General features: G+C 65.3%; 21 protein-coding genes and 1 pseudogene. 6 read left to right on the top strand and 16 right to left on the bottom strand.

Features of this window, described 5'->3' with window-relative positions; translation table 11 throughout:
- The first annotated feature begins 232 nt into the window (after positions 1-232).
- The 3 genes from NRS07_RS18090 to NRS07_RS18080 all read left to right on the top strand — a co-directional run bounded on the left by NRS07_RS18090 (position 233) and on the right by NRS07_RS18080 (position 4,026).
- Entirely contained in the window at positions 233-1,027 is a 795-nt protein-coding gene (locus NRS07_RS18090; RefSeq protein WP_259209460.1) for a gamma-glutamyl-gamma-aminobutyrate hydrolase family protein, read from the top strand.
- Between the two features lie 151 nt (positions 1,028-1,178).
- Positions 1,179-2,549 (top strand): glutamine synthetase family protein, encoded by a 1,371-nt coding sequence (locus NRS07_RS18085; protein WP_259209458.1) that lies wholly within the window; start codon positions 1,179-1,181, stop codon positions 2,547-2,549.
- A 31-nt stretch (positions 2,550-2,580) separates the two neighbouring features.
- Positions 2,581-4,026, top strand: a complete 1,446-nt coding sequence (locus NRS07_RS18080; protein WP_259209457.1) for an aspartate aminotransferase family protein — start codon at positions 2,581-2,583, stop codon at positions 4,024-4,026.
- A 75-nt stretch (positions 4,027-4,101) separates the two neighbouring features.
- Here the strand turns inward: NRS07_RS18080 and NRS07_RS18075 are convergent.
- Positions 4,102-5,565 (bottom strand): annotated as a pseudogene (locus tag NRS07_RS18075) (sodium:solute symporter family protein).
- Between the two features lie 123 nt (positions 5,566-5,688).
- Here NRS07_RS18075 and NRS07_RS18070 point away from each other — a divergent pair.
- Positions 5,689-7,191, top strand: coding sequence for an aldehyde dehydrogenase (locus NRS07_RS18070; RefSeq protein WP_259209454.1), 1,503 nt, complete (start codon positions 5,689-5,691; stop codon positions 7,189-7,191).
- Between the two features lie 20 nt (positions 7,192-7,211).
- Here the strand turns inward: NRS07_RS18070 and NRS07_RS20315 are convergent, their stop codons facing one another.
- The 3 genes from NRS07_RS20315 to NRS07_RS18055 are packed head-to-tail and all read right to left on the bottom strand — an operon-like array spanning position 7,212 to position 8,466.
- Positions 7,212-7,850 (bottom strand): CatB-related O-acetyltransferase, encoded by a 639-nt coding sequence (locus NRS07_RS20315; RefSeq protein ID WP_307729906.1) that lies wholly within the window; start codon positions 7,848-7,850, stop codon positions 7,212-7,214.
- A gap of 37 nt (positions 7,851-7,887) precedes the next feature.
- Positions 7,888-8,277, bottom strand: a complete 390-nt coding sequence (locus tag NRS07_RS18060) for a hypothetical protein (protein WP_259209453.1) — start codon at positions 8,275-8,277, stop codon at positions 7,888-7,890.
- 12 nt (positions 8,278-8,289) lie between these two features.
- A complete protein-coding gene (locus NRS07_RS18055; protein WP_259209449.1) occupies positions 8,290-8,466 on the bottom strand; it encodes a hypothetical protein in 177 nt (58 codons plus the stop codon).
- Between the two features lie 462 nt (positions 8,467-8,928).
- Here NRS07_RS18055 and NRS07_RS18050 point away from each other — a divergent pair, with 462 nt between their 5' ends.
- Positions 8,929-9,669 (top strand): hypothetical protein, encoded by a 741-nt coding sequence (locus tag NRS07_RS18050; RefSeq protein WP_259209447.1) that lies wholly within the window; start codon positions 8,929-8,931, stop codon positions 9,667-9,669.
- A gap of 21 nt (positions 9,670-9,690) precedes the next feature.
- On the opposite strand, the gene thpR is transcribed toward NRS07_RS18050, so the two are convergent.
- The 7 genes from thpR to NRS07_RS18015 form a co-directional block, all read right to left on the bottom strand.
- Positions 9,691-10,206: an RNA 2',3'-cyclic phosphodiesterase gene (gene thpR / locus NRS07_RS18045; RefSeq protein ID WP_259209445.1), complete on the bottom strand. Its 516-nt coding sequence runs from the start codon at positions 10,204-10,206 to the stop codon at positions 9,691-9,693.
- A gap of 10 nt (positions 10,207-10,216) precedes the next feature.
- Positions 10,217-11,065, bottom strand: coding sequence for a 3-methyl-2-oxobutanoate hydroxymethyltransferase (gene panB / locus NRS07_RS18040; RefSeq protein WP_259209444.1), 849 nt, complete (start codon positions 11,063-11,065; stop codon positions 10,217-10,219).
- 74 nt (positions 11,066-11,139) lie between these two features.
- On the bottom strand, positions 11,140-11,613 hold the full coding sequence (gene folK / locus NRS07_RS18035; RefSeq protein WP_259209443.1) for a 2-amino-4-hydroxy-6-hydroxymethyldihydropteridine diphosphokinase: 474 nt from the start codon (positions 11,611-11,613) through the stop codon (positions 11,140-11,142).
- A complete protein-coding gene (gene pcnB / locus NRS07_RS18030; protein ID WP_259209442.1) occupies positions 11,610-13,070 on the bottom strand; it encodes a polynucleotide adenylyltransferase PcnB in 1,461 nt (486 codons plus the stop codon). The genes folK and pcnB overlap by 4 nt, the downstream gene beginning before the upstream one ends.
- Positions 13,063-13,737, bottom strand: coding sequence for an HAD family phosphatase (locus tag NRS07_RS18025; protein ID WP_259209441.1), 675 nt, complete (start codon positions 13,735-13,737; stop codon positions 13,063-13,065). The genes pcnB and NRS07_RS18025 overlap by 8 nt, the downstream gene beginning before the upstream one ends.
- Complete coding sequence (gene hda / locus NRS07_RS18020) at positions 13,734-14,417, bottom strand: DnaA regulatory inactivator Hda (protein ID WP_259209438.1); 684 nt, start codon at positions 14,415-14,417, stop codon at positions 13,734-13,736. Before hda ends, NRS07_RS18025 begins: the two co-directional genes overlap by 4 nt.
- Positions 14,414-15,562, bottom strand: coding sequence for an AI-2E family transporter (locus NRS07_RS18015; protein WP_259209437.1), 1,149 nt, complete (start codon positions 15,560-15,562; stop codon positions 14,414-14,416). Before NRS07_RS18015 ends, hda begins: the two co-directional genes overlap by 4 nt.
- Before the next feature lie 131 nt (positions 15,563-15,693).
- On the opposite strand from NRS07_RS18015, the gene purM reads away from it, so the two are divergent.
- Positions 15,694-16,737, top strand: a complete 1,044-nt coding sequence (gene purM / locus NRS07_RS18010) for a phosphoribosylformylglycinamidine cyclo-ligase (RefSeq protein WP_259209436.1) — start codon at positions 15,694-15,696, stop codon at positions 16,735-16,737.
- 73 nt (positions 16,738-16,810) lie between these two features.
- Here the strand turns inward: purM and NRS07_RS18005 are convergent, their stop codons facing one another.
- The 5 genes from NRS07_RS18005 to NRS07_RS17985 form a co-directional block, all read right to left on the bottom strand.
- On the bottom strand, positions 16,811-18,859 hold the full coding sequence (locus NRS07_RS18005; RefSeq protein ID WP_259209434.1) for a S9 family peptidase: 2,049 nt from the start codon (positions 18,857-18,859) through the stop codon (positions 16,811-16,813).
- Between the two features lie 129 nt (positions 18,860-18,988).
- On the bottom strand, positions 18,989-21,061 hold the full coding sequence (locus tag NRS07_RS18000; protein ID WP_259209431.1) for a sodium:solute symporter family protein: 2,073 nt from the start codon (positions 21,059-21,061) through the stop codon (positions 18,989-18,991).
- Entirely contained in the window at positions 21,058-21,372 is a 315-nt protein-coding gene (locus NRS07_RS17995) for a DUF4212 domain-containing protein (RefSeq protein ID WP_259209429.1), read from the bottom strand. Before NRS07_RS17995 ends, NRS07_RS18000 begins: the two co-directional genes overlap by 4 nt.
- Positions 21,362-22,975, bottom strand: a complete 1,614-nt coding sequence (locus tag NRS07_RS17990; RefSeq protein ID WP_373889838.1) for a sensor histidine kinase — start codon at positions 22,973-22,975, stop codon at positions 21,362-21,364. The genes NRS07_RS17995 and NRS07_RS17990 overlap by 11 nt, the downstream gene beginning before the upstream one ends.
- Positions 22,972-23,685: a response regulator transcription factor gene (locus NRS07_RS17985; RefSeq protein WP_259209427.1), complete on the bottom strand. Its 714-nt coding sequence runs from the start codon at positions 23,683-23,685 to the stop codon at positions 22,972-22,974. The genes NRS07_RS17990 and NRS07_RS17985 overlap by 4 nt, the downstream gene beginning before the upstream one ends.
- Positions 23,686-23,804: the final 119 nt, after the last annotated feature.

Here is a 23,804-nt window from a genome sequence, read left to right as displayed (position 1 = left end):
AGGCGGAAGCGCCGCGGCGCCGGCAGGCGGTGAAATAATATTTCACTGATTGCGGTAAAATGAAATTAAATTTCAAGCCCGTCGTTTGGCTTAGTGTGTTGCCATGCTTTGCCAGTTGCCGTTATGATTTTGTCATGGAATCGATGCAGCAACGTTCCATTTTTTTGCCACTCGCGCCCGGACTGGAATGCCCGTATCATGGTCTGGTGCGCTTCAAGACAAGGTAGAGACCATGCGTCCCATCGTCATCGTTCCCGCGTGCACCCGTGATTTCGGCGAACATCCGTATCACGCTGCCCAGCACAAATATGTCGACGCCGTCGTGCTCGGTGCCGATTGCGCGCCCATGATCCTGCCTTCGCTGGGCGAATCGCTCGACCTGGAAACGGTGCTCGATCTGTGCGATGGCATCATGCTCACCGGCTCGGCCTCGAACGTCCATCCCAGCTACTATTCCGAAGAAGTGCTCGACCCGTCGCTGCCGCAAGATCCGGCGCGCGACCAGACCACGCTGCCCCTGATCCGCGAGGCGGTCCGGCGCGGCATTCCGATCATTGCGATCTGCCGCGGCTTCCAGGAGATGAACGTGGCGCTGGGTGGCAACCTGCACCAGGCGGTGCAAAGCGTGAGCGGCAAGTTCGACCACCGCGAGAATCCAGAACTCGGCATGGACGAACAATACGGCGATGCCCACAATGTCACGATCGTGCCGGGCGGCTGCCTCGAAGGCATACTTGGCGTGTCCGAGATCCCGGTCAATTCGCTGCACGGGCAGGGCGTCAACGAACTCGGGCCTGGCTTGCGCATCGAGGCCGTCGCCGAAGACGGCCTGGTCGAGGCCTTCTCGGTGTCCACCGCGCCCGGATTCACGCTGGCGGTGCAGTGGCATCCCGAGTGGCGCATTGAGCACAACCCGTATTCGATGAAGATGTTCGGCGCCTTCGGCCAGGCCTGCCGCGAATTTCAGGCCGAGCGCCAGAGCAGGCAGCGCGCCTTACGCCAGTCCGAACAATGGAACCAGTCATGAGCTTTCGTACGACATCGGCGGCGCGCCGGTGGGCAACCAGCGCCGTTCCCTAGCTTCCCTGCCTGAAGCAGCCAGCGCGCCCGCTAGCGGCGCCTGCACGCGCGTGGCCGACCCGGCAGCGCGCGCACCCATCCAAGACAGAGAGGCAATCATGGCAATCCGCGACAAATTTTCTTATACCGACATGGAAGAATGGCTCAACGCCAAACGTGTCACCGAAATCGAATGCCTGGTCCCCGACTTGACCGGCGTAGCCCGTGGAAAAATTCTGCCGCGCGCGAAATTTACCGAAGACCGCGGCATGCGCATCCCTGAAGTGGTGCTGGGCATGACCGTGACCGGCAACACGCCCGAGCGCGACGACTCGTACAACAACGCCATCGCGGTCACCGACCGCGACATGGTTCTCAAGGCCGACCCCACCACCATCACCATGGTGCCGTGGGCGGTCGACCCCACCGCGCAGGTCATCCACGACTGCTATTTCGCCGATGGCACCTTGGTCGACTTCGCACCGCGCAGCGTGCTGCGGCGCGTGCTCAAGCTGTACGCGGCGCGTGGCTGGAAGCCGGTGGTGGCGCCCGAGCTCGAGTTCTACCTCACTGCCAAGAACATCGATCCCAACCTGCCGCTGGCCCCGCCGATCGGCCGCAGCGGCCGCGCCGAGACCAGCCGCCAGGTCTACAGCATCGACGCCGTCAACGAATTCGACCCGCTGTTCGAGGACATCTATGACTACTGCGAGCTGATGAACCTCGACGTCGATACGCTGATCCACGAGATCGGCGCCGGCCAAATGGAAATCAACTTCTTGCATGGCGACCCGCTGGGCCTGGCCGACAAGGTGTTTTATTTCAAGCGCACCTTGCGCGAGGCCGCGCTCAAGCACGAGATGTACGCCACCTTCATGGCCAAGCCGATGGCCGACGAGCCGGGATCGGCCATGCACGTGCACCAGAGCGTGGTCGATGCCGAGACCGGCCGCAATATCTTCAGCAGCGACGACGGCAGCGCGTCGCCGGCCTTCCACCACTACATCGGCGGCCTGCAGCGCTACATGCCGTCGGCGATGGCGATCGTCGCGCCCTACGTCAACTCGTACCGCCGCATCGTGCGCCATACGGCCGCGCCGATCAACCTGCAGTGGGGCATGGACAACCGCACCGTCGGCTTCCGGGTGCCGGCATCGGGCGCGCAAGACCGCCGCGTCGAGAACCGCGTGATCGGCGCCGATGCCAACCCTTACCTGGCGCTGGCCGTTACCCTGGCCTGTGGCTACCTTGGCATGACCGAGGCGCTCGAGCCGAGCCCGATGGTCGAGGGCAGTGCCTACGACATGCCTGTCGAACTGCCTGGCGGCCTGTCCGAGGCGATTACGCAACTGCGGCGTGAAGAACGGCTTCGTGAAATCCTTGGCGAGCGCTTCATCGACGTGTACTCTGCAGTAAAGGATCTCGAACACCAGGAGTTCATGCGCGTCATCAGTCCATGGGAACGCGAACACCTCCTGCTGCACGTCTGATCCGTGCAGTTTCACACGCTGGAAGGCAATCATGACAACTAACCCACCTCAGGCCTGCGTGCCTGTCGTTTCCGAGGCTGCCGGCAAGCAGGGCCTCGATACCGCGGCCCTGCAGCAGCTCGATAGCGCGCACTACCTGCACCCGTTCACCGACCACGCCGCGCTGCGCGAAAGTGGCGCACGCGTGATCGTGCGCGGCGACGGCATCTACCTATGGGATTCCGAGGGCAACAAGATCATCGACGGCATGGCCGGCCTGTGGTGCGTCAATGCCGGCTACGGCCGCACCAGCATCGCCGACGCGGTGCACGCCCAGATGCTGCAGCTGCCTTTCTATAACAGCTTCTTCAACACCACCAATGTGCCGGCCGTCCAGCTGGCGACGCTGCTGGCCGAGATCTCTCCGCCGCAGTTCGAACACGTGTTCTTTACCAACAGCGGCTCCGAGGCCAACGACACTATTCTGCGCATGGTGCGGCGCTACTGGCAGCTGGCCGGGCAGCCCGAACGCCAGGCCATCATCAGCCGCCACAATGCCTACCACGGCAGCACCGTGGCGGGGGCCTCGCTCGGTGGCATGGCTGGCATGCACGCCCAGGGTGGGCCAATGGTCCCGGGCATCCACCACATTGGCCAGCCCTGCTATGCCGAGGGCGGACGTGGCATGAGCGAGGCCGACTTCGGGCTCGAGGCGGCCGGCTGGCTCGAAGCGAAGATCCTCGAACTGGGGCCGGACAAGGTCGCCGCCTTCATTGGCGAACCGGTGCAGGGCGCGGGTGGCGTGATCATCCCCCCAAGCACCTACTGGCCCGAGATCCAGCGCATCTGCAACAAGTACGACATCCTGCTCATCTCCGACGAAGTGATCTGCGGCTTCGGGCGCCTGGGTGCCTGGTTCGGCTGCGAGCTGATGGGCTTCCAGCCAGACCTGATCGCTTTCGCCAAGGGCGTCACCTCGGGCTATGTGCCGCTGGGCGGGGTCCTGGTGGGCGGGCGCGTGGCGCAGATGCTGATCGAGAAGGGCGAAGACTTCAACCATGGCTTCACTTATTCGGGCCACCCGTCGGCGTGCGCGGCGGCGCTGGAGAACATCCGCATCCTGCAAACCGAGCTGCTGGTCGAGCGCGTGGCGCTGGAAACCGGGCCGCACCTGAAAGCCTGCTTTGCCTCCCTGGCGACGCATCCGCTGGTGGGGCATGCGCAGACCTGCGGCCTGACGGCCGGCCTGAACCTGGTGCGGCGCAAGGGCGCCACGGTGCACGACTGCGAGCCGTTCGACTCTGAGCAAGGAGTGGGAATGCTGTGCCGGAAGCACATGTTCGACAAGGGCGTGATCATGCGCGCCGTCGGCGACCGCATGATCGTGGCGCCGCCGCTGTCGATGACCGTGGCGCAGATCGACGAGATGGTGGAGCGGATTCGGGAGTGCCTGGATCTGACGCTGGAAGAACTAACCCAGCGCGGATGGATGGCCTAATCCAGCTGGCCACGCCTGGCGTGGGCAGGTTTCCTGCCCACGCGTTCACATCAGGTGTGAATAGACGCGTCCCGCCTACACCCCACCGACCACCATCTGCTTGGGCGGCTCACCGCCATTCTTGAACACCTGCGGCGCCAGCGACCCCACGAACATTCCGATAAAGGCCGCTACCAGCCCCGCCAGCTGTCCCGGGAAATGCTCGCCCCAGGTCGTTACCTGCGGGAAGAACATCAACTACACGATAATGCCCGCCGCGATCGACACGATCGCGCCCTGGGTGGTCGCGCGCTTCCAGTACAGCCCCATCAGCAGCGGCACGAAGGCGCCGACCAGGGTCACCTGGTAGGCGCTTGAGACCAGCTCATAGATCGAGGTGCCTTCCATGGCGATTGCATACAGCAATACCGTGGCCGCGAAGATCACGATCGTGATGCGCATCGCCAGCAGTTTCTGCTTGTCGGCCATGCCGGGGCGCAGGTTCAGCAAAATGTTCTCGACGAAACTGGTCGACGGCGCCAGCAGCGTGGCCGACGAGGTGCTCTTGATCGCCGACAGCAGGGCCCCAAAGAACAGGATCTGCATCACCAGCGGCATCTTGGTCATGATGAAGGTCGGCAGCAGGCGCTGGTAGTCGTTCCTGGCGATGTCCATGGCCGAGTCGCCCATCACCACCACGGCCGCGGCCACGATGAACATCGGCACGAAAGCGAACAGGATGTAGCTGGCGCCGCCGATCACCGCACCGGTGCGCGCGGTCGGTGCATCCTTGGCCGACATCACGCGCTGGAACACGTCCTGCTGCGGGATGGAGCCGAACATCATGGTCACGGCCGCGCCAATGAAGAACATGATGTCGGTGAAGCTCGGCTCCGGCAGCACACGCCACAGGTCGGCCTGCTGCGCCATTGCCATTACCTTGTCGGTGCCGCCGGCAAGATCCGCCGCGAAGACGGCGATGATGCTCATGCCGACTACCAGCACGATCATCTGGATAAAGTCGGTAATGGCCACCGCCAGGAAGCCGCCCACCACCACATAGATCAGCACCGCCAGGGTACCGACCAGCATGCCCAGCGCAGGCGACATGGCGCCATTGGTCAATACCGTAAATACCAGGCCCAGCGCCGTGATCTGCGCCGCCACCCAGCCCAGGTAGCTCAGGATGATGGCCAATGAACAGAAAATCTCGATACTCTTGCCGTAGCGCTGGCGGTAATAGTCGCCGATGGTCAGCAGATTGAGCTTGTACAGCTTGGCGGCAAAGAACAGACCAACCAGGATCAGGCACATGCCGGCGCCGAACGGGTCTTCGATGACGGCATTGAGGCCGCCCTGCACGAACTTGGCCGGGATGCCCATCACGGTCTCGGCGCCGAACCAGGTCGCGAAAGTGGTCGTGATCACCATGATCAGCGGCAGGCTGCGTCCGGCCACGGCAAAGTCGCTGGTATTCTTGATCCGCGTGCCGGCCCACACCCCGAGTCCCAGCGTGCCGAGCAGGTAAAGCGCGACGAAAACAAGCAAAGTGGTGTTCATGCGGTGGACGCTCCGAAAATGTTCGCGCGGAAAATCCGCGATTATAAAGGCAGAATTCGGCAACTGGATCAAGTTTGCTAGTATTTGCTGATCCAGTGTTGCTCAACAGAGAAGGAAAAAAGCATGTCCGATAGCCGCAGTTCCACCCCCTCCTGGACCGAGCGGGCCGCCAGCCTGGCCATCGACGGTCGGGCCTTCATCGATGGGTTCCGGGTCGACGCCCGCAGCAGCGCGCGCTTCGACTGCCTCTCGCCGATCGACGGCCGCAAGCTGGCCGAAGTCGCGCGCTGCGACGCCGCCGACGCCGACGCCGCCGTCGCCGCCAGCCGCGCCGCCTTCGAAGACCGGCGCTGGGCTGGCCAGGCGCCCGCCAGGCGCAAGCGCGCCCTGATCCGCTTCGCCGACCTGATGCTCGAGAACCGCGACGAACTGGCGCTGCTGGAAACCCTCGACATGGGGAAACCCATCCGCTACAGCCTGGCCGTGGACGTGCAGCAGGCGCAGAACTGCATCCGCTGGTATGGCGAGGCGATCGACAAGATCTACGACCAGGTCGCGCCCACCGCCGAAGACAGCCTGGCCCTGATTCAGCGCGAGCCGGTCGGCGTGGTGGCGGCGATCGTGCCGTGGAATTACCCGATGCTGATGGCGGCCTGGAAGATCGCCCCGGCGCTTGCCGCCGGCAACAGCGTCATCCTCAAGCCATCCGAGAAATCGCCGCTCAGCGCCCTGCGGCTGGCCGAGCTGGCGCTGGAGGCGGGCATCCCGCCGGGCGTGTTCAATGTGCTGCCTGGCTTTGGCAATGAAGTCGGCAGCGCGCTGGCACTGCACATGGATGTCGACTGTATCGGCTTCACCGGCTCCACCGGCGTGGGCAAGCAGATCCTGCAGATGGCCGGCCAGTCGAACCTGAAGCGCGCCTGGACTGAACTTGGCGGCAAGTCGGCCAACATCGTCTGCGCCGACTGCCCGGACCTGGACGCCGCGGTGGAAAGCGCGATCGGTTCGATCTATTTCAACCAGGGCGAAAGCTGCAATGCGCCTTCGCGCCTGTTCGTGGAAGCCTCGATCAAGGATGCTTTCCTGGAGAAAGCGCTGGCGCTGATGCCGCGCTATACACCGGGCGACCCGCTCGACCCATCGACTGTGATGGGCGCCATTGTCGACCCGATCCAGATGAAGACGGTGCTCGGCTATATCGAAGAGGGCAAGAACGGCGGCGCGCGCCTGCTCGCGGGCGGCAATGCGGTGCGCCAGGACAGCGGCGGCCTGTTCATCGAGCCGACGCTGTTCGACGGCGTCGAGCCCGACATGCGCATCGCGCGCGAAGAGATCTTCGGGCCAGTGCTGTCGGTGCTGTCGTTCACCGACCTCGACGAGGCGGTGCGGCAGGCCAACGCCACGCCCTACGGACTGGCGGCGGGCGTGTGGACGGCCGACATGACCAAGGCGATCCGCGCCTCGCGCGCCCTGCGCGCCGGCACCGTGCACGTCAACCAGTACGACAACGACGACATCACCGTGCCCTTCGGCGGCTATAAACAGTCGGGCAACGGGCGCGACAAGTCGCTGCATGCCTTCGACAAGTACACGGAGTTGAAGACGACCTGGATCCGGATCGGCTGAACGCTTTTGCTGGCGCCGCGTCAGTTTCGTGCGGCGCGTTCGAGCGCGTCGACGTCGCCTCCGCGAATCAGGTCGAGGTGCCTGGTGATCCACGCTAGCGGACGGTCCCACCAGGCCAGCGTCACCAGCCGGCCTGCGTGCACGGCGTCGAAGCGCGCGCGCACGACCCGGGCCGGGTTCCCACCCACGATGGCATACGCGGGTACGTCGCCCGTGACCACCGAGCGCGCCGCAATAATGGCGCCATCGCCGATTGTCACTCCCGGCATGATCAGCGCGTCGAAGCCGATCCAGACGTCGTTGCCGATGACGGTGTCACCCTTGTACGGCAACTCGCCCTCGGCTGGCCGCGCGTCTTCCCATCCATTCCCGAAAATAAAGAATGGGTAGGTCGAGATCCCGTCCATCTGGTGGCTGGCGCCATTCATGATGAACTTCACGCCGCGCGCGATCGCGCAGAATTTACCGATGCGCAGGCGATCTCCGATGAACGGAAAATGGTAGAGCACGTTGTTCTCGAAGTTCTGGACACCGTCCGGATCATCGTAATACGTGAATGCGCCGACCTCGATGTTCGGGCGCGTGATCAGGTTTTTTAAAAAGCACACCTGTGCAAAGCCTGGCAGGGGAAATGGGTTATCCGGATCGGGGTGCGGCATGGCAGGTGCAGTCGTTTTCAATGGCTGATAATGTACATCAGGCGCCCAGCTCCCACAGCGACGCAATGCGCCAGAACGGCATGTATTCATGCCAGCCGACGAAGAACGAGAAGAACGCGTGGATTGCCGGCGACGAGGCAAACGCCAGCACGACGTACATGCCAAACTCGCGCGTGTGCATGCGCAGCACCAGCGGCGGCAGGGCCAGTGTCGTCGCGGCCGGCACGCCATAGTATACCGGCCAGGGCAGCCCGGCAGTGGCGCCGAATTTCGCGAACACCATGCCGAGTACCACGACCACGAACGCCAGGCCGGCAATCATGCCGGCCTTCGGTGGCAGCGCGCGGGCACGCAAGGTCCAGCGCAGGATGGCGCCGAAGACGACCAGGGAAACGCCGACGAAGACGAGAAAACGTAGAGGTGGCATGGTCGACTTCGCTCACGGATGCGTGGCTTGGTTCGCCTTTTTCTGCGGCCAGAAAATCGCGCCGAAGCCGACGGCGATGCCAACGAATAGCGCGCGGCCCCAATCCAGCTCCTGGGCGCTGCTGATCCAGCCGGTATAGATGAGGGTGCCGGCTGCGCCGCCGAGTGCCATGGCCAGGAAGGTTTTCATGTGTCTTCAGGTTTGTTCGTGAATGTTTGGTAAGTTGGAAGCGGACAGGCTGGTCGCGGATGCCACCTAGACCGCCATGTCCCGCAAGACGCGCGACGCGTCCCGGTTGGCAGCCCGTGTGGCAAGCCGTGCGACGGATCGCAGGAAAACGGCGCGGATTGCGAAAGCCTGGCAATCAAGTGCAACGCGCAATGCAGCGGCCCAGTGTAGCAATTCACCGATGCGCCGACTATCGCTACCTGTCCTGCATGAAATTGGTAGCAAAGACGCACAAGGATGATCGATCCAGGCCGATAGTTTTCGCGTGTTTTTCGGAATGCAATCCTTGTACACTGAGCACCTTCAGCGGCATGCAATCGACCAGTGCGGGCGTTATGCGCCAAGTTCAGTTCGTGGTATTTGCCGGCCCTACTTAACGCTGGCTCCTGACGATGGCGCCGTGGTCTCACACTCGAGGTAAAAGTGCTTCCTCACCCGGAACCCCACCGCATCACGCGTGCCAGTGCAGTAGCCACCATCCGTGCGCGCCTGCTGCGCGAAGGCTTCCCCCGCATCCAGATGTTCATCCTGGTGTCGCTCACCGGCCTGGCCGGCTTCGGCGCCTCGGCGGCCATGCTCGCCGCCGGAATCGATACGATGGCGCTGCGCTACGCGCTGGCGATGGGCGTGGCCTACATCGTGTTTTTGCTGCTGCTCTGGATATGGTTGCGTGCGAGTGCGGCCGATTTCCTCGAGCTGGTTCCGGCCGACGCCAACGCCGGACAAGGCGCCGCAGGCGCGGCCAGTTTTCGCGGTGGCGGCGGCAGCTTCGACGGCGGCGGCGCCAGCGCCAATGTCGATTTTGGCACCGGAGACGGCGTGGCCGATGCCGTCGGCGACAAGCCGCTCGGCATCGTCGGGCATGCGGACGAGGGGGCGATCCCTCTCGTTGTGCTCCTGCTTGCCCTGGGCATCGCGTTTTCGTCGCTGTTCGTGATCTGGTCGGCGCCGATCCTGTTTGCCGAGATTTTGGTCGACGGGTTGCTGGCCGCGGGCCTGTACCGGCGGCTGCGGGTGCTGGACCCGCAGCACTGGATGGTTGCGGCGCTCAAGCGCACGATGGTGCCGTTCATCCTGACCACGATCCTCGTGGCTGGCGCAGGGTGGGGTATGCAGGCGGTTGCGCCAGAAGCCCGTTCGGTGGGCGAGGTGGTACTGCGCTAAGCCCCAGCCAAGGCCTGGGGCTTAGCGGTAATCGCGCAATACCGTGTACAGGCCGCCCGTGGACTGCACCAGCGCGTAGCCGCGCACATCCCAGGCGAGGGGCGGGCCGCTCGAAGCGGGCAGCGCCCCGCTGGCGCGGCGTGCCATCGTCACGTGCGGCCGGTAGGGGCGCGCCTCCGGGTGCAGGCCGAGCGCCACAAGTGCGTCGGCCAGGCGCGCATGCAGCGCCAGCAGTTGGGGCGGCGCTCGATCCGGTTCCAGCACTGCGACCCCGTTGTGCCAGACGAGCGCAGTCGTCAGGTCGAGCCGGAACGGTTCGAACGGCACGCTGAAACCATCGATGAATTCCTGCAGCCGTTCACCCGGCTGGGCGCCAAGGAAATGCAGGGTGAGGTGCAGCTTGTCGGCAGCAACCGGCGTGGCGCCCCTGGGCCAGTGCCAGGCGTCGCGCCGTTGCAGCAGCAGGTCACGCATGGCCGGGTCGGGCCACAGGGCAAGAAACAGACGCGCAGCAGGAACGCTCGATTGCCTGTCCATGGCCGTCACCTCAGAAGCAGTGCTCCGGCCCCGGGAAGCTGCCGTCCTTGACCGCCGTTACATAGCTCGTCACGGCCGCGTCGATGCTGGCCTGGCCTTCCATGAAATTTTTCACGAAGCGTGCCTTGTGACCCGGGAAGACACCCAGCAGGTCATGCATCACCAGCACCTGGCCGGAGCAGTCGGGGCCGGCGCCGATGCCGATGGTGGGAATGCCGAGCAGCTCGGTGACTTCTTTGCCCAGCGCCGCTGGAATTGCTTCGAGCACCACCATCGACGCGCCCGCCGCCTGCAGTGCCAGGGCGTCGGCCTTGAGCTGCTCGGCCGCGGCATCGGTCTTGCCCTGCACTTTGAAGCCCCCAAACGTGTGCACGAACTGCGGGGTCAGCCCGATGTGGGCGCACACCGGAATGCCGCGTTCCACCAGAAAGCGTACCGTCTCGGCCAGCCAGGCGCCGCCTTCGATCTTGACCATCTGGGCGCCGGCGCGCATCAAGGTAACGGCGTTGTTGTAGGCTTCGACGGGCGTCGTGTAGCTGCCGAAGGGCATATCGGCCAGCACCAGCGCCAGCTTGCTGCCGCGCGCGACCGAGGCCGTGTGGTACGCCACATCAGGCACCGTTACCGGCAGGGTCGAGTCGTAGCCGGCGCAGACCATGCCGAGCGAATCGCCGATCAGCAGCACGTCGACCGAGCAGCGGTCCATCAGCGCAGCGAAGCTGGCGTCGTAGGCAGTGAGCATCGCGATCTTCTCGCCTGCGGCGCGCATGGCCAGCAGCGAAGGCGCGGTGACGGCCTTGCGCGCGCGTTTCGGTGCGTCGTTGGCGGCCGGGTCCTGGCCCTGCAGGTAAGCGCTCATGGAGTTCCTTATAAAACGGTCGTTCGAAAATGCGTAGTGTAATGCGGCTGCCGCAAATCTGCAGCCCCCGCCTGTCAGGCGATCCTGGCGATGGCCTGGTTCGCTACCAGGGGCAGGAAGTCGCGCGCCGGGCCGCGGCCGGGAATCTCGAGCCCGGGGGCGATCTCGGTCAGCGGCGCCAGCACGAAGGCGCGCTCGTGCATGCGCGGATGCGGCACGGTCAAGGTATCGGTGGCGATGGTCTCGTCGCCAGCGAGCAACAGGTCGAGGTCGAGCGTGCGCGGCGCATTGCGGTAGGGCCGCTCGCGGCCGTGCGCCAGTTCGATGTCCTGCAGCGCGGCCAGCAGTGCGTGCGGGGCGAGCGTGGTGTCGATGCAGGCGACCGCGTTGATGTAGTCGGCGCCGCTGGAATCGACCGGCGCCGTGCGGTACAGGCTGGACGCGCGCAGCACGCTGGTGTCGGGCAGCAGGGCGAGCCGGGCCAGCGCGTCAAGCACATTGGCCCGCGCCTGGCCCAGGTTGGCGCCGATGCCGACCCAGGCGATCATTTCTCGCTGCCGCCCTGGACGCTGGCTGGCGCGCCTTCGCCGCCAGCGGTTTTGCGCGGGCCACGGCGCGGCGCGCGCTTGCGTTTCGGCGCCGGCTGGCTCTCGCCGCCCTGGCCCTCGCCCGCCTGGCTGTCGTTCGAGACCGAGGCCACGTTGGCGCGGTACCCGACGGAGCGGCGGCCGCCCGAATTGGCCGAGACCAGCAACTGCTCGCGCTCGCCGCCTTCGGCCGCGTAGAACGCGGTCCACCATTGGCCCACTTCTTCAGGCAGCTCGCCCGATTCGCAGCGCAGCAGCAAGAAGTCGTAGCCGGCGCGAAAGCGCGGGTGCTCGAGCAGCTTGAACGGCGCCTTGCCGGTGCGGCGCTCGAAGCGCGGCTGCATGGCCCAGATGTCGCGCATGTCGGTGGCGATGCGGCGCTGCAGGGCCAGGTTGTCGGTTTGCGTGTCCAGCACGTCGTCGGCGGCCAGGTGCAGGGCCGGGATCGGCGCTTCGCCGGCGGCGCGGTAGGCATTCCATTTTTCCAGCACCTGGTGCCACAGCAGCGAAGCGAACAGGAAGCCGGGCGAGACGCCCTTGCCGGCCTTGACCCGGCTGTCGGTCGATTCCAGCGCCAGGGTAACGAACTTCATGCCGATCGGCTGCTCCAGCACGACGTCGAGCAGCGGCAGCAGGCCATGGTGCAGGCCGGCCGAGCGCAGCTCGCGCAGGCAGGCCAGCGCGTGGCCCGACAGCAGCAGCTTGAGCATTTCGTCGAACACGCGCGCCGCCGGCACGTTGTCGATCAGCGGCGCCATGACAGGAATCGGCGCGCGCGTGGTCGGCTCGATGGTGAAGCCCAGCTTGGCCGCGAAGCGCACCACGCGCAGCATGCGCACCGGATCTTCGCGGTAGCGCGCCTCTGGCATGCCGATGATGCGCAGCAGCTTGGCGCGGATGTCTTCGATGCCGCCATGGTAGTCGAGCACCGTTTCGGTGGCCGGGTCGTAGTACATGGCGTTGATGGTGAAGTCGCGGCGCGCGGCGTCTTCGTGCTGCGGCCCGAAGCTGTTGTCGCGCAGGACCCGGCCATGCTCGTCCTTGGGCGCAGCGTCGCTGCCGTTGCCGCGGAAGGTGGTGACCTCGAGCAGGTCCTGGCCGAACATCACGTGCACGATCTGGAAGCGCCGGCCAATGATGAAAGCGCGCCGGAACAGGCGCTTGACCTGCTCGGGCGTGGCGTTGGTGGCGATGTCGAAGTCTTTTGGCTTGACGCCCAGCAGCAGGTCGCGCACGGCGCCGCCGACCACGAAGGCCTGGTAGCCGGCCTCTTGCAGGGTTTGCGTGACCTTGATGGCGTTGCTCGAGACCAGGCGCGGATCGATGCGGTGCTGGTCGGGTCCGAGAATGACCGGTTCGGTCGGGTCGCGGCCGTCGTCCTTGACGCCCAGGATTTTGCGGATGAATTTCTTAATCATTGAATAAATGGAGTGTTGGCCAACCCTGCTCGCTTGCATGGGTGGCGAGCCTGGTGCTCGGGTTGGTGGCGACCGGATGGGTGACGATCGACAGCAGCGGGATGTCGTTATGCGAATCGCTGTAGAAATGGCTGCGTTCGAACATGTCGAACGTGTGGCCGAGGCGCCCGAGCCACGCATGCATGTGCGTGATCTTGCCCGCGCCCGAAGTCGGGGTGCCTGCCAGCTTGCCGGTGAGCCGGCCCTGGGCGTCGTATTCGGGCATCGCGCCGATGTGGTGCTCGACGCCAAAGGCGGCGGCGATTGGCGCCGTGATGAAATGGTTGGTGGCGGTAATGATCGCCACCAGGTCGCCCGCTTGCTGGTGTTCGCGCACCAGCGCCAGCGCGCGCGGCGTGATCGCCGGTTCGATAACCTCGAGCATGTAGCGGGCATGCAGGGCATCGAGATCATGGCGCGGCAAGCGCGCCAGCGTGCCCAGGGCGAATTCGAGGTATTCGGCCGGATCGAGCGTGCCGGCCTGGTACTGGGCGAAGAAGTCGTCGTTGCGGCGGCGGAAGGCGGTTTCGTCGACCGCGCCCACGCGGACCAGGAATTCGCCCCATTCATAGTCCGAGTCGATCGGCAGCAGAGTGTGGTCGAGGTCGAACAACGCAAGGTGTTTCATTCTTTGGGTTCCGGCTGCTGGGTTTCTTGAAGCAACAAATCACGCAGCAGGGGCACGGTGACGGGGCGCTGGGTCTCGAGCGAGTACTGGTCGAGGGCGTCCAGCATCGTCGCCAGCGACCGCATGTCGCGCTTGAAGTGAGACAGCAAATAGGGTAACACGCTGGCCGAGAGCGTCAAACCGCGCGCCTCGGCGGCCTGGGTGAGGGCGGCGATCTTTTCGTCGTCGGACAGGCCCTTGATTTCGTACACCAGGCCCCAGCCCATGCGCGTGCGCAGGTCTTCGCGCACCTGCAACACCGCCGGCGGCACCGGTCCGGTGCTGACCATGTAGGTGCCGTGTTCGCGGATCTGGTTGAACAGGGCAAAAGCGTCGATCTGGCGCTGCGGCGACAGGCAGTGGCAGTCGTCGAGCAGGTACAGGGTAACGTCGGGTGAATGGACGAACTGGTCTTCGGCGGCACTGAAGGGAATATAGCGCGAGCGCGGGCTGGCCGCCAGGGCTTGCAGCAGGTGGGTCTTGCCGGCGCCGGTGTCGCCCCACAGGTAGGCGAAATGCTCGCGCGATGCGCGCTGTGCGAACTGGTGCATCAGGTGCGCCAGTTCGGCATTCTCGCCCACCTGGAAGGTGTCGAGGCTGTGCGCCGGTTCGGCGCCTAAATCGAGCACCAGCTGCTTCATGGCGTCGCTTTCACGCGGGAGACATCGGTGTCGGGGCTGTGGACCAGGCTCGGTTGCATGCTGCCCGCATTATAAAAGCTGCTGCGCAGGTAGTGGCGGCGCACGTGCCGGAAGCCGACCATCAGCACCGCCGATGCCGGCAGCGCCAGCAGCAGGCCGGCAAAGCCGAACAGTTCGCCAAAGGCCATCAGCGAGAAGATCACCGCCAGCGGATGCAGGCCGATGCGCTCCCCTACCAGGCGCGGCGTCAGGATGAAGCTTTCGATCAGCTGGCCGGCGGTGTAGATCGCCACCACCCAGGCCAGCGCGGCCCAGCTGGAAAACTGCAGCAGCGCCGCGACCAGGGCCAGCAGCATGCCCAGGCCAAAACCCAAGTAGGGCACGAAGCCGAGCAGGCCGGTGAGCACGCCCACCGGCAGCGCCACGTCCAGTCCGATAAAGTACAGCGCCGTCGAGTAGTACACCGCCAGCACGATCATCACCAGGAGCTGGCCGCGCAGGTACTGGGCCAGCAGTACGTCTGCCTCGACCGCCATGCCCACGGTTTGCCTGGACCAGCGGCGCGGGATGGCGCCTTCGATGCGCGCCAGCAGCGCGTGCCAGTCGAGCAGCAGGTAGAACAGCACCACCGGCACCAGCGTCAGGGTAGCGATCCAGCCCAGCAGGGCGCTGCCGCCGACGCGCACCTGGGCCAGCACCGAGGTCCACATGTCGTCGCCGCCGGCCGCCACCTGCTGTTCGAGCAGGGCGCGCAAGCCGGCGCTGTCGAGTTTGACGTGAATGCCGTAGCTGCCCAGCCACGGTGCCAGGTAGGTGTCGAGCCAGGTGAAAAAGGCGGGAATCTTGGCCTGCAGCAGGGGAATCTCGGCGCGCAGCACCGGCAGCACAATCAGGAACAGCGCTACCACCGCCGCGCAAAAGGCGCTCAGGACGATCGAGACGGCCAGCACGCGCGGCATCCGGGTGCGCCCGCGATGGCCCCGCGCCAGCCTGTCGACGGCGCCGCCGAGCATGTAGGCCAGGATGGCGGCCGCAATGAAGGGCGACAGGATCGGCCCCAGCACGTACAACAACAGCGCCACCGCACACCAGAGCGCCAACCAGAACGTGGATTGTTTTTGCTCCGGAGTCAGGGAAAAAGGCATGTAGTTATTATTATGTTCGCGGTTGGGCAAAAACTTGGTTGCGGATGGGCCGTTTTGCTAATGCTAAAATGCTGGATTGACCTGGTTTGGGTCTGCCGCCTTCTATTTTACCGCCTCCGCTGCCAAATACCATGAGCCAACCATCTAATGTTTCCCTCTCCTATCGCGACGCCGGTGTCGACATCGACGCGGGCGACGCCCTGGTCGAAGCGATCAAGCCGCTTGCCAAGCGCACCATGCGCGAAGGCGTCCTCGGCGGCATCGGCGGTTTCGGCGGGCTGTTCGAGATCAGCAAGAAGTTCAAGGAACCGGTGCTGGTTTCTGGCACCGACGGTGTCGGTACCAAGCTCAAGCTCGCGTTCGAGCTGAACCGCCACGACACGGTCGGCATCGACCTGGTCGCCATGAGCGTCAACGACATCCTGGTGCAGGGCGCCGAGCCGCTGTTCTTCCTTGATTATTTCGCCTGCGGCAAGCTCGACGTGGCCACCGCCACCGCCGTGGTCTCGGGTATTGCCCAGGGCTGCGAGCAGTCCGGCTGCGCGCTGCTCGGCGGCGAGACCGCCGAAATGCCGGGCATGTACCCGGATGGCGAATACGACCTGGCCGGCTTCGCCGTCGGTGCGGTGGAAAAATCGCAGCTCATCGATGGCAGCAAGATCGTGCCAGGCGACGTGGTGCTGGGCCTGGCTTCGTCGGGCATCCACTCCAACGGCTATTCGCTGGTGCGCAAGATCATCGAGGTCGCCAAGCCCGACCTGGAGGCCGACTTCCACGGCCGCAAGCTGTCGGACGTGCTGATGGCGCCGACCCGCATCTACGTCAAGCCGCTGCTGGCACTCATGGCGTCGATGGAAGTGAAAGGCATGGTGCACATCACCGGCGGCGGCCTGGTCGAGAATATCCCGCGCGTGCTGCAAGAGCATGTGACGGCGGTGCTCGATGCGAGCTCGTGGACCATGCCGCCGCTGTTCCAGTGGCTGCAGCAGCACGGCGGCGTGGCCGACGCCGAGATGCACCGCGTGTTCAACTGCGGCATCGGCATGACCGTGATCGTCTCGCAGGAAAACGCCGACGCCGCGATGGCGCAGCTTGCCGCGGCCGGCGAAACCGTCTACCGCATCGGCGAGATCCGCGCCCGCGAAGAGGGCCAGGCCCAGACCATCGTGGCCTGAGCCTGAGCCTGAGTTTGAGTTTGAGTCTGACCCCCTAACGGCGCCCCAGGCGCCGCCAAGGGTAAAACCGCACTTATTCGCGCGCGGCCCCCGCGCCGATGTGCTTGTCCAGGAAGCGCTCCACCCGGCCCCAGAAGTCGAACTTGTTCTTGGCTAGATAGAAACCGTGGCCTTCTTCCGGATACTCGACCCATTCGACGTTGCGATTGGTCTTCATGACGGCGTCGCGGAACCTGGTACCGTGGATGATCGGCACGCGCTGGTCCACGCCGCCGTAGGCCAGCAGCAGCGGCTGCGTAATGCGGCTGGCCTGCTCGAGCGGCGAGGTGGCCTTGAACTGGGCCGCATCCTTGACCCGGTCGCCGATCATCTCCGGCATGCCGTACGCCTTCCATTCGTCCGATAGATCGCTGGTAAAGTTCCAGCCGCTGTCGTAGAGCAGGTTGATGTCGGTGACGCCTACCCAGTTGATGGCGCACTTGTACAGCCCCGGATCGTTCACCAACCCCATCAGCGCGGCATAGCCGCCATAACTGGCGCCCGCGATGCATACGCGCCCGGCGTCGACGATGCCCTTGCCGGTGGCCCAACGCACGCCGTCGGCGATATCGTTCTGCATCGCCAGCCCCCACTGCTTGAAGCCGGCCTTGAAGTGCCGGGTGCCGAAACCGGTACTGCCGCGAAATTCCGGCTCGAGCACGGCGTAGCCACGCGAGGCCAGGAACTGGACCTGTGGGTTCCAACCCCACGAACTGCCGCGCACGTAGGGGCCGCCATGCACCAGCACCACCAGCGGCAGGGCGCTCTTCTTGCCGCCCGCCGGCAGCGTCAGCAGGGCCGGGATCTCGAGGCCGTCGCGCGCCTGGTAGCGCACGAATTGCTGGCGCCCCATCTGGGCCGGGTTGATGTTCGGATGCAGGTCGGAGATCTTGTTGAGCCGGCCGGTGCTGGTGTTGTAGAGCGAAACGCTGCCCGGGACGACGTCGGAGTAGGCATGCACCAGCACCCATGCCGCATCGGCTTGCGCCGGGGCCGAGAGCAGGTTGATCGTGGCCGGCAGCAGTTTGTCGACGGCCTGCTGCACCGCTTTCATGCCTGGATCGAACCATTCGTTCGACGTGGCATCGGTGCGGAACATCACGCCCAGTATCTTGTCGCGATTGCTCACCAGGGAGCCGTCGAAATCGTAGCCTGCCGTGACCAGTACCGGTTCCGGCTTGATCTTGCCGGTGGCGATGTCGAGCAGATGAAGCGCGGTTGTGTCGCGCCCGCCGCTGCGCGCCAGCACGAACAGGTTGCCCTCGGGCGTGAAGCCAAGCGGCTCGAGCGACTCGCTGCCGTCGCCGAAGGCCGGATAACTGGCCAGCACGCGCCAGGCACCGTTCGACGGTTCACGGTAGTGCAGCGTGACCGTATCGCGCTCCAGCGAGCGCGCAAGGCGCGGTTCGCCCTTGTGGTCGAGCGTCCAGTCGGTGACGTTCGACGTTGGGCGCGGCACCGCCTGGGTGGTGCCGTTCAGGGTGTTCAGGCGCAGCAGTTCGACGTTGCGCATCTGTCCTGATGTATCAGGTTTAATGCTCGACACATAGACGTATTCCGAGTCCTGGGCGCCTTCCTGGTCGAGCATGAAGGTATGCCATGGCAGGATCTTGCGTACCGTGCGGGTACCGGTGGTATTGCGCTTGCCGGTGCGGTCGGCCAGTTCGAAGAATTTTTCGCCGTCGCGGTTGACCGCGTACAGGCCTGGCGCATAACGGGCATCGCCCTGGCCAACGCCTTTTTCGCGCGTATCGAAGATCAGGCGCTCGTTGCTGATCCACTGGAAGTCGCCGACGTCGGCGTCGTCGTACGCGGCCACCACCTTGGCGCTGTTGGTCTGCAGGTCGACCACCACCAGGAAATCGCGCTTGTCCGGCGCGCTCGAGCGCGCTGCAAGAAAGCGCGCATCCGGCGACAGCTTGGCGCCGCCGAAGCGGGAGTTGGAGAAGAAGCTGGCGATCGAGGGCAGGGTTGCCGTGACGGACGTTGGTGCGGGCGCCTGCGCCTGCACGGCCGGCAGGGTGCAGGCCAGCACGATGGCGCACGCGGCGCCGCGCAGCGCACGCGGAAAGAGAGTTGTCATGTTGGCTCTTAAGAAGATGATAGGTCCCGGAGGGGCCGCCAACGATAACAGTCTTGCCAGGCCAAAAAAACCCTCGGGCTCACATTCATCCGGTGCGCATAGTTGTGTTGCGCCGGCGCACAGGATGTATCAAGGATTCCTGGGCGGCTCCGGTTCCGGCGCGCGGATGTAATCGACCATGCCCAGGCTGGTGCGGCTCGGCGGCGCGCTGAGCAGGCTGCCCAGTACCGCCGCCAGCAGTCCGGCGGGCACGCCGAACACGCCGGCCGCCAGGGGCTGGATGCCGAACCAGGCATCGTCGACGCTGCCGCCCAGGGTCGGGCTGGCGCGCAGCATGTACCAGAGACAGATGCAAAATCCGGTGACCATGCCGGCGATTGCGCCAACATGGTTGGCGCGCTTCCAGAATACTCCCAGCGCCAGTGCCGGAAACAGCGTGGAGCCAGCCAGCGAAAAGGCCGCGCCGACCAGCGACAGGATGTCGGCCGGCCGCTGCGAGGCCGCGTAGGCGGCAATGAAGGCCACCGCCAGCAGCAGCAGCTTGGAAATCGTCACCCGCTTCTGGGTCGAGGCGCCCGGGTCTACCATCTTGTAGTACACGTCGTGCGACAGCGCGTTGGAAATGGCCAGCAGCAGGCCGTCGGCCGTGGAGAGCGCCGCCGCCAGGCCACCGGCCGCCACCAGCCCCGATATCACATAGGGCAGGCCGCCGATTTCCGGCGTGGCCAGCACCAGCACGTCGGCGTCGATCGCGAACTCGGCCAGCTGCACGATGCCGTCGCCGTTAATGTCGGCTACCGTGACGAGCGGACTGACCTTGTCGACGTTGGCCCAGTATGAAATCCAGGTGGGCAGCGAGGAAAAATCGCTGCCTACCAGCGAGGTATAGATGTCGTACTTGGCTAGTACCGACAGCGCCGGAATGGTCAGGTAGATCAGCAAAATGAAGAACAGGGCCCAGAACACCGATACCCGGGTTTCGTGCACCGAGGGCGTGGTATAGGACCGCATCAAGATGTGGGGCAGGGCGGCGGTGCCGAACATCAGGCAGAACACCACCGCCAAGAAGTTGTTGCGGCGGTTGTCCGACTCGGCTTCGGTGGCGCCGGGAAAGGGCGTGGCATGCGGCTCCGGCGGCTTGGCGCGCACCAGGTTGGCGTCGCGCAGCTCGGTCCATACGGCGAGCGCCTCGTCGGGCGAACCCGGATAGGTGGTGAGCGCGCGCTCGGCCTGGCGCACCTCTCCCAGCGAGGCATTGCTGGCGCGAACCGCCGCCAGCGCGCGCTGGGCATCGAGCTTGCCGGCTTCCCAGGAGGCGGGCAGCGCGCGCAGGCGCGCGTCGAATTCGCCGGCGCGGCGGCTGAATTCGGCGCGCACCTCCAGTTCGCGTGGATCGTTCGCCAGTTGCTGCTCGCGCGCAGCCAGCTTGGGCAGCAGCGAGCCGTAGGCCACCTGGGGAATCGGATTGTCGGCATGCTTGGCCGACAGCCAGATGGTCGGGATCAGGAAAGCGACCAGCAAGATGATGTACTGCGCCACCTGGGTCCAGGTGATGCCGCGCATGCCGCCCAGGAAAGAGCACACCAGGATGCTGGCCAGCCCCAGGAAGATTCCGACCGAGAAGTCGACGCCGGTAAAGCGCGAGGCGATCAGGCCGACCGCGTAGATCTGCGCCACCACGTAGGTGAACGAGACCAAAATGGTGGCGCCGACGGCCAGCGCCCGCACCGGCCCGCCGCGTCCACCCTCGCCGCCGCCGTAGCGCACCGCCAAGAAATCCGGAATGGTGTACTGGGCAAACTTGCGCAGGTAGGGTGCGATCAGCAGCGCCACCAGCACGTAGCCGCCGGTCCAGCCCATGATAAAGGCCAGGCTGTCGAAACCGTGCAGGTACAGGCCGCCGGCCAGGCTGATGAAGCTGGCCGCCGAGATCCAGTCGGCCGCGGTCGCCATGCCATTGAACAGGGCCGGCACCCGGCGCCCGGCCACGTAGTATTCGGTGACACTCGAGGTGCGCGCGATCACGCCAATGGTGGCATACAACGCGATGGTCGCGACCATGAAGGTATAGCCGATCCACAGGCGCGGCATGCCTTCCTGCTCCAGCAGGGCGAGCGACGCCAGAAATAGCGCGAAGCAGCCGGTATACCAGAGGTAGTAGCGCGAGAGCTTGCGAAAGTAAGGCGGCCGCGGCGCGCTCATGGGCGGTCCTGCGCCGCGGCGTCGCACGCAAGGTCGAGCCGGCGCATGCGCCAGGCATACCAGCCGATGATCGCCAGCGATACCAGCGAGGCGCCCTGGGCCGCCATGTAGAACGACAGCGGCCAGCCGAATACGGTAAAGCGCGCCAGCTCGCGCGCAAAGTACACGGAACCGTATCCGGTAACGAGCCATAGCGACAGCAGCACGGCGGTCATGCGCTGGCTGGCCTGCCAGTGCGCGGCGCGGGCGGCCAGCAAGCGCCGCTGGCGCGCCCCGTCGTCGGAGCTCGGGGTGGGGGAGTCAAGCGGCATCGTCGGCCTCGTCGGCAAGGTGCAGCGGTGGCGGGAAGGTCAGTCGAAACAGGCTTCCGGGAAGCTTCTTGGAATGACTGCGTGGATTGTTGAAGATGTCGATCTCGGCGCCATGCTGCTGCGCGATCTCGCGCACGATCGCCAGTCCCAGACCGCTGCCCTGCACATTGCTGCCCAGGATGCGGTAGAAGCGCTCGAACACCTGGCCGCGCTCGGCGGGCGCGATGCCGGGGCCGGTATCTTCGACTTCGAGCAGGGCGTTGTCACCGTCGCGCCGCACGCGCACCGTCACGCTGCCGCCTGGCGGCGTGTAGCGCAGCGCGTTGTCGATCAGGTTCGACAGCAGCTCGCGCAGCATCAGCGCATTGCCGGCGATGAGCAGTTGCTGGTCGGGGGCCGGGCCCGGCGCGTGCTCCGGCACCTCCAGGCCCAGATCGATCCGGTGTGCGAACGAGGCCTGTACCCAGTCCTGCACGGTGCTGCGGGCCAGCTGTTCAAGCGCGATTTCTTCAAAGGCGAGACCGGCATGCGGCTGGTTTTCGGCGCGCGCCAGCGCCAGCAGCTGGTTGACCAGGCGCGTGGCCGACTCCGAACTCTTGGCCAGCTGTTCGAGCGAACGGCGGATTTCGTCCGGGTCGACTTCGCGCAGCGCCAGTTCCGACTGCATGCGCATGCCGGCCAGCGGCGTCTTCATCTGGTGCGCGGCGTCGGCAATGAAACGCTTTTGCATCTCGACGGTCTGGGCCAGGCGCTCGAGCATGTCGTTGAACGAGCCGACCAGCGGCGAGATTTCTTCTGGCACCTGGCGCGGATCGATAGGCGACAGATCGTCGGGTGGCCGCGCGCGGATGCGTTCTTGCAGCTCGGCCAATGGGCTCAAGCCGCGCGACAGGGCAAACCATACCAGTGCCAGGATGACGGGCAGGATGATGAACTGCGGAAGGATGACGCCCTTGATGATCTCGTTGGCCAGGTGGGCGCGCTTGTCGAGCGTTTCCGCCACCTGTACCAGGGCCAGGTTCGGCATGGTTTGCGGCGCGGCGGAAGGCGCCCCGGCGCGTGCCGTATCGTTCGCGCCGAGCGGATCGAGGTTCACGTACGAAAAGGCCACGCGTACCGGCGTGCCATGGATGCTGTCGTTGCGAAAGGTGACGGCGCCGCTACGGACGCTGTCGGTGGCGTCGCTATTGGCATCGGCATCGGCATCGGGGCGCGGCAGGTCGCGGTCGCCGTCGATGTGCATCCCGTCGGGGCCGCTGATCTGGAAGTAGACGCTGTCGACGTCGTCGGCGCGCAGCACGTCGCGCGCACTGCCGGGCAGTTGCGCGCTGGGCCGCCCGTCCATCGTCCGGATTTGCTGCGACAGCACCGTGACGCGGTCTTCCAGCGCATCGTCGAACGGCTGGTTGGCAATCGACTTGGCCACCAGGTAGGTGATCGCAATGCTCATCGGCCACAGCAGCAGCAGCGGGGCCAGCATCCAGTCGAGGATCTCGCCAAACAGCGAGTGCCGGATATTCTCGTCCGGCTCGGGATTGGGCGGAATGTAGGGAGACTCGGCCGTCCAGGGAACGGCGTCGGTCCCGGCGTGGCGCGTGCTCACTGGCTAACGGTTTTACTGCCGGCGCCAGGCGCGCGCGGGGTGTCCGGGAATTTTTCGAGGCAGTAGCCCAGGCCGCGCACGGTGGCGATGCGCACGCCGCCGATCTCGAGCTTCTTGCGCAGGCGGTGCACGTAGACTTCGATGGCGTTGTTCGAGACTTCCTCGCCCCATTCGCACAGGTGGTCGACCAGCTGCTCCTTGGATACCAGGCGCCCGCTACGTGCCAGCAGTACTTCGAGCACGCCCAGTTCGCGCGCGGACAGGTCGAGCATCTGCTCGTCGATATAGGCGCTGCGCCCGACCTGGTCGTAGACCAGCGGGCCGTGCCGCACCACGGCCGGGCCGCCGCCGGCGCCGCGGCGGGTGAGGGCGCGCACCCGCGCTTCGAGTTCGGACAAGGCGAACGGCTTGGCCATGTAGTCGTCGGCGCCCAGGTCGAGGCCTTCGACGCGCTGTTCGACCGAATCGGCAGCGGTAAGGATCAGAACCGGTAGCAGCGAGGCGCGCGCGCGCAGGCGGCGCAGCACTTCGAGCCCGGACAGCCGCGGCAGGCCAAGGTCGAGGATGAGGAGGTCGAACTCCTGGGTCGACAGTGCCGTATCGGCATCCTGGCCGTTCTTGACGCAGTCGATGGCATAGCCGGACTGGCGCAGGGAACGGGTCAGGCCGTCGGCAAGTACGCTATCATCTTCGGCAAGCAAAATTCGCATGGGACCACCTGTAAGCATTGGAGCGTTGTCAGGTCCCTATTGTGTTTGATTTAACGCAACAATGCGAGCCCAGCACAGCCAGAATTTTCGCTTGCCACAACTACTGGATTTATATACAG

The organism is Massilia sp. H6, assembly GCF_024802625.1.
GTDB lineage: Bacteria > Pseudomonadota > Gammaproteobacteria > Burkholderiales > Burkholderiaceae_D > Telluria.
Note: the sequence above shows the minus strand (reverse complement) of the source record. Positions and strands in the feature narration are given on the sequence as shown.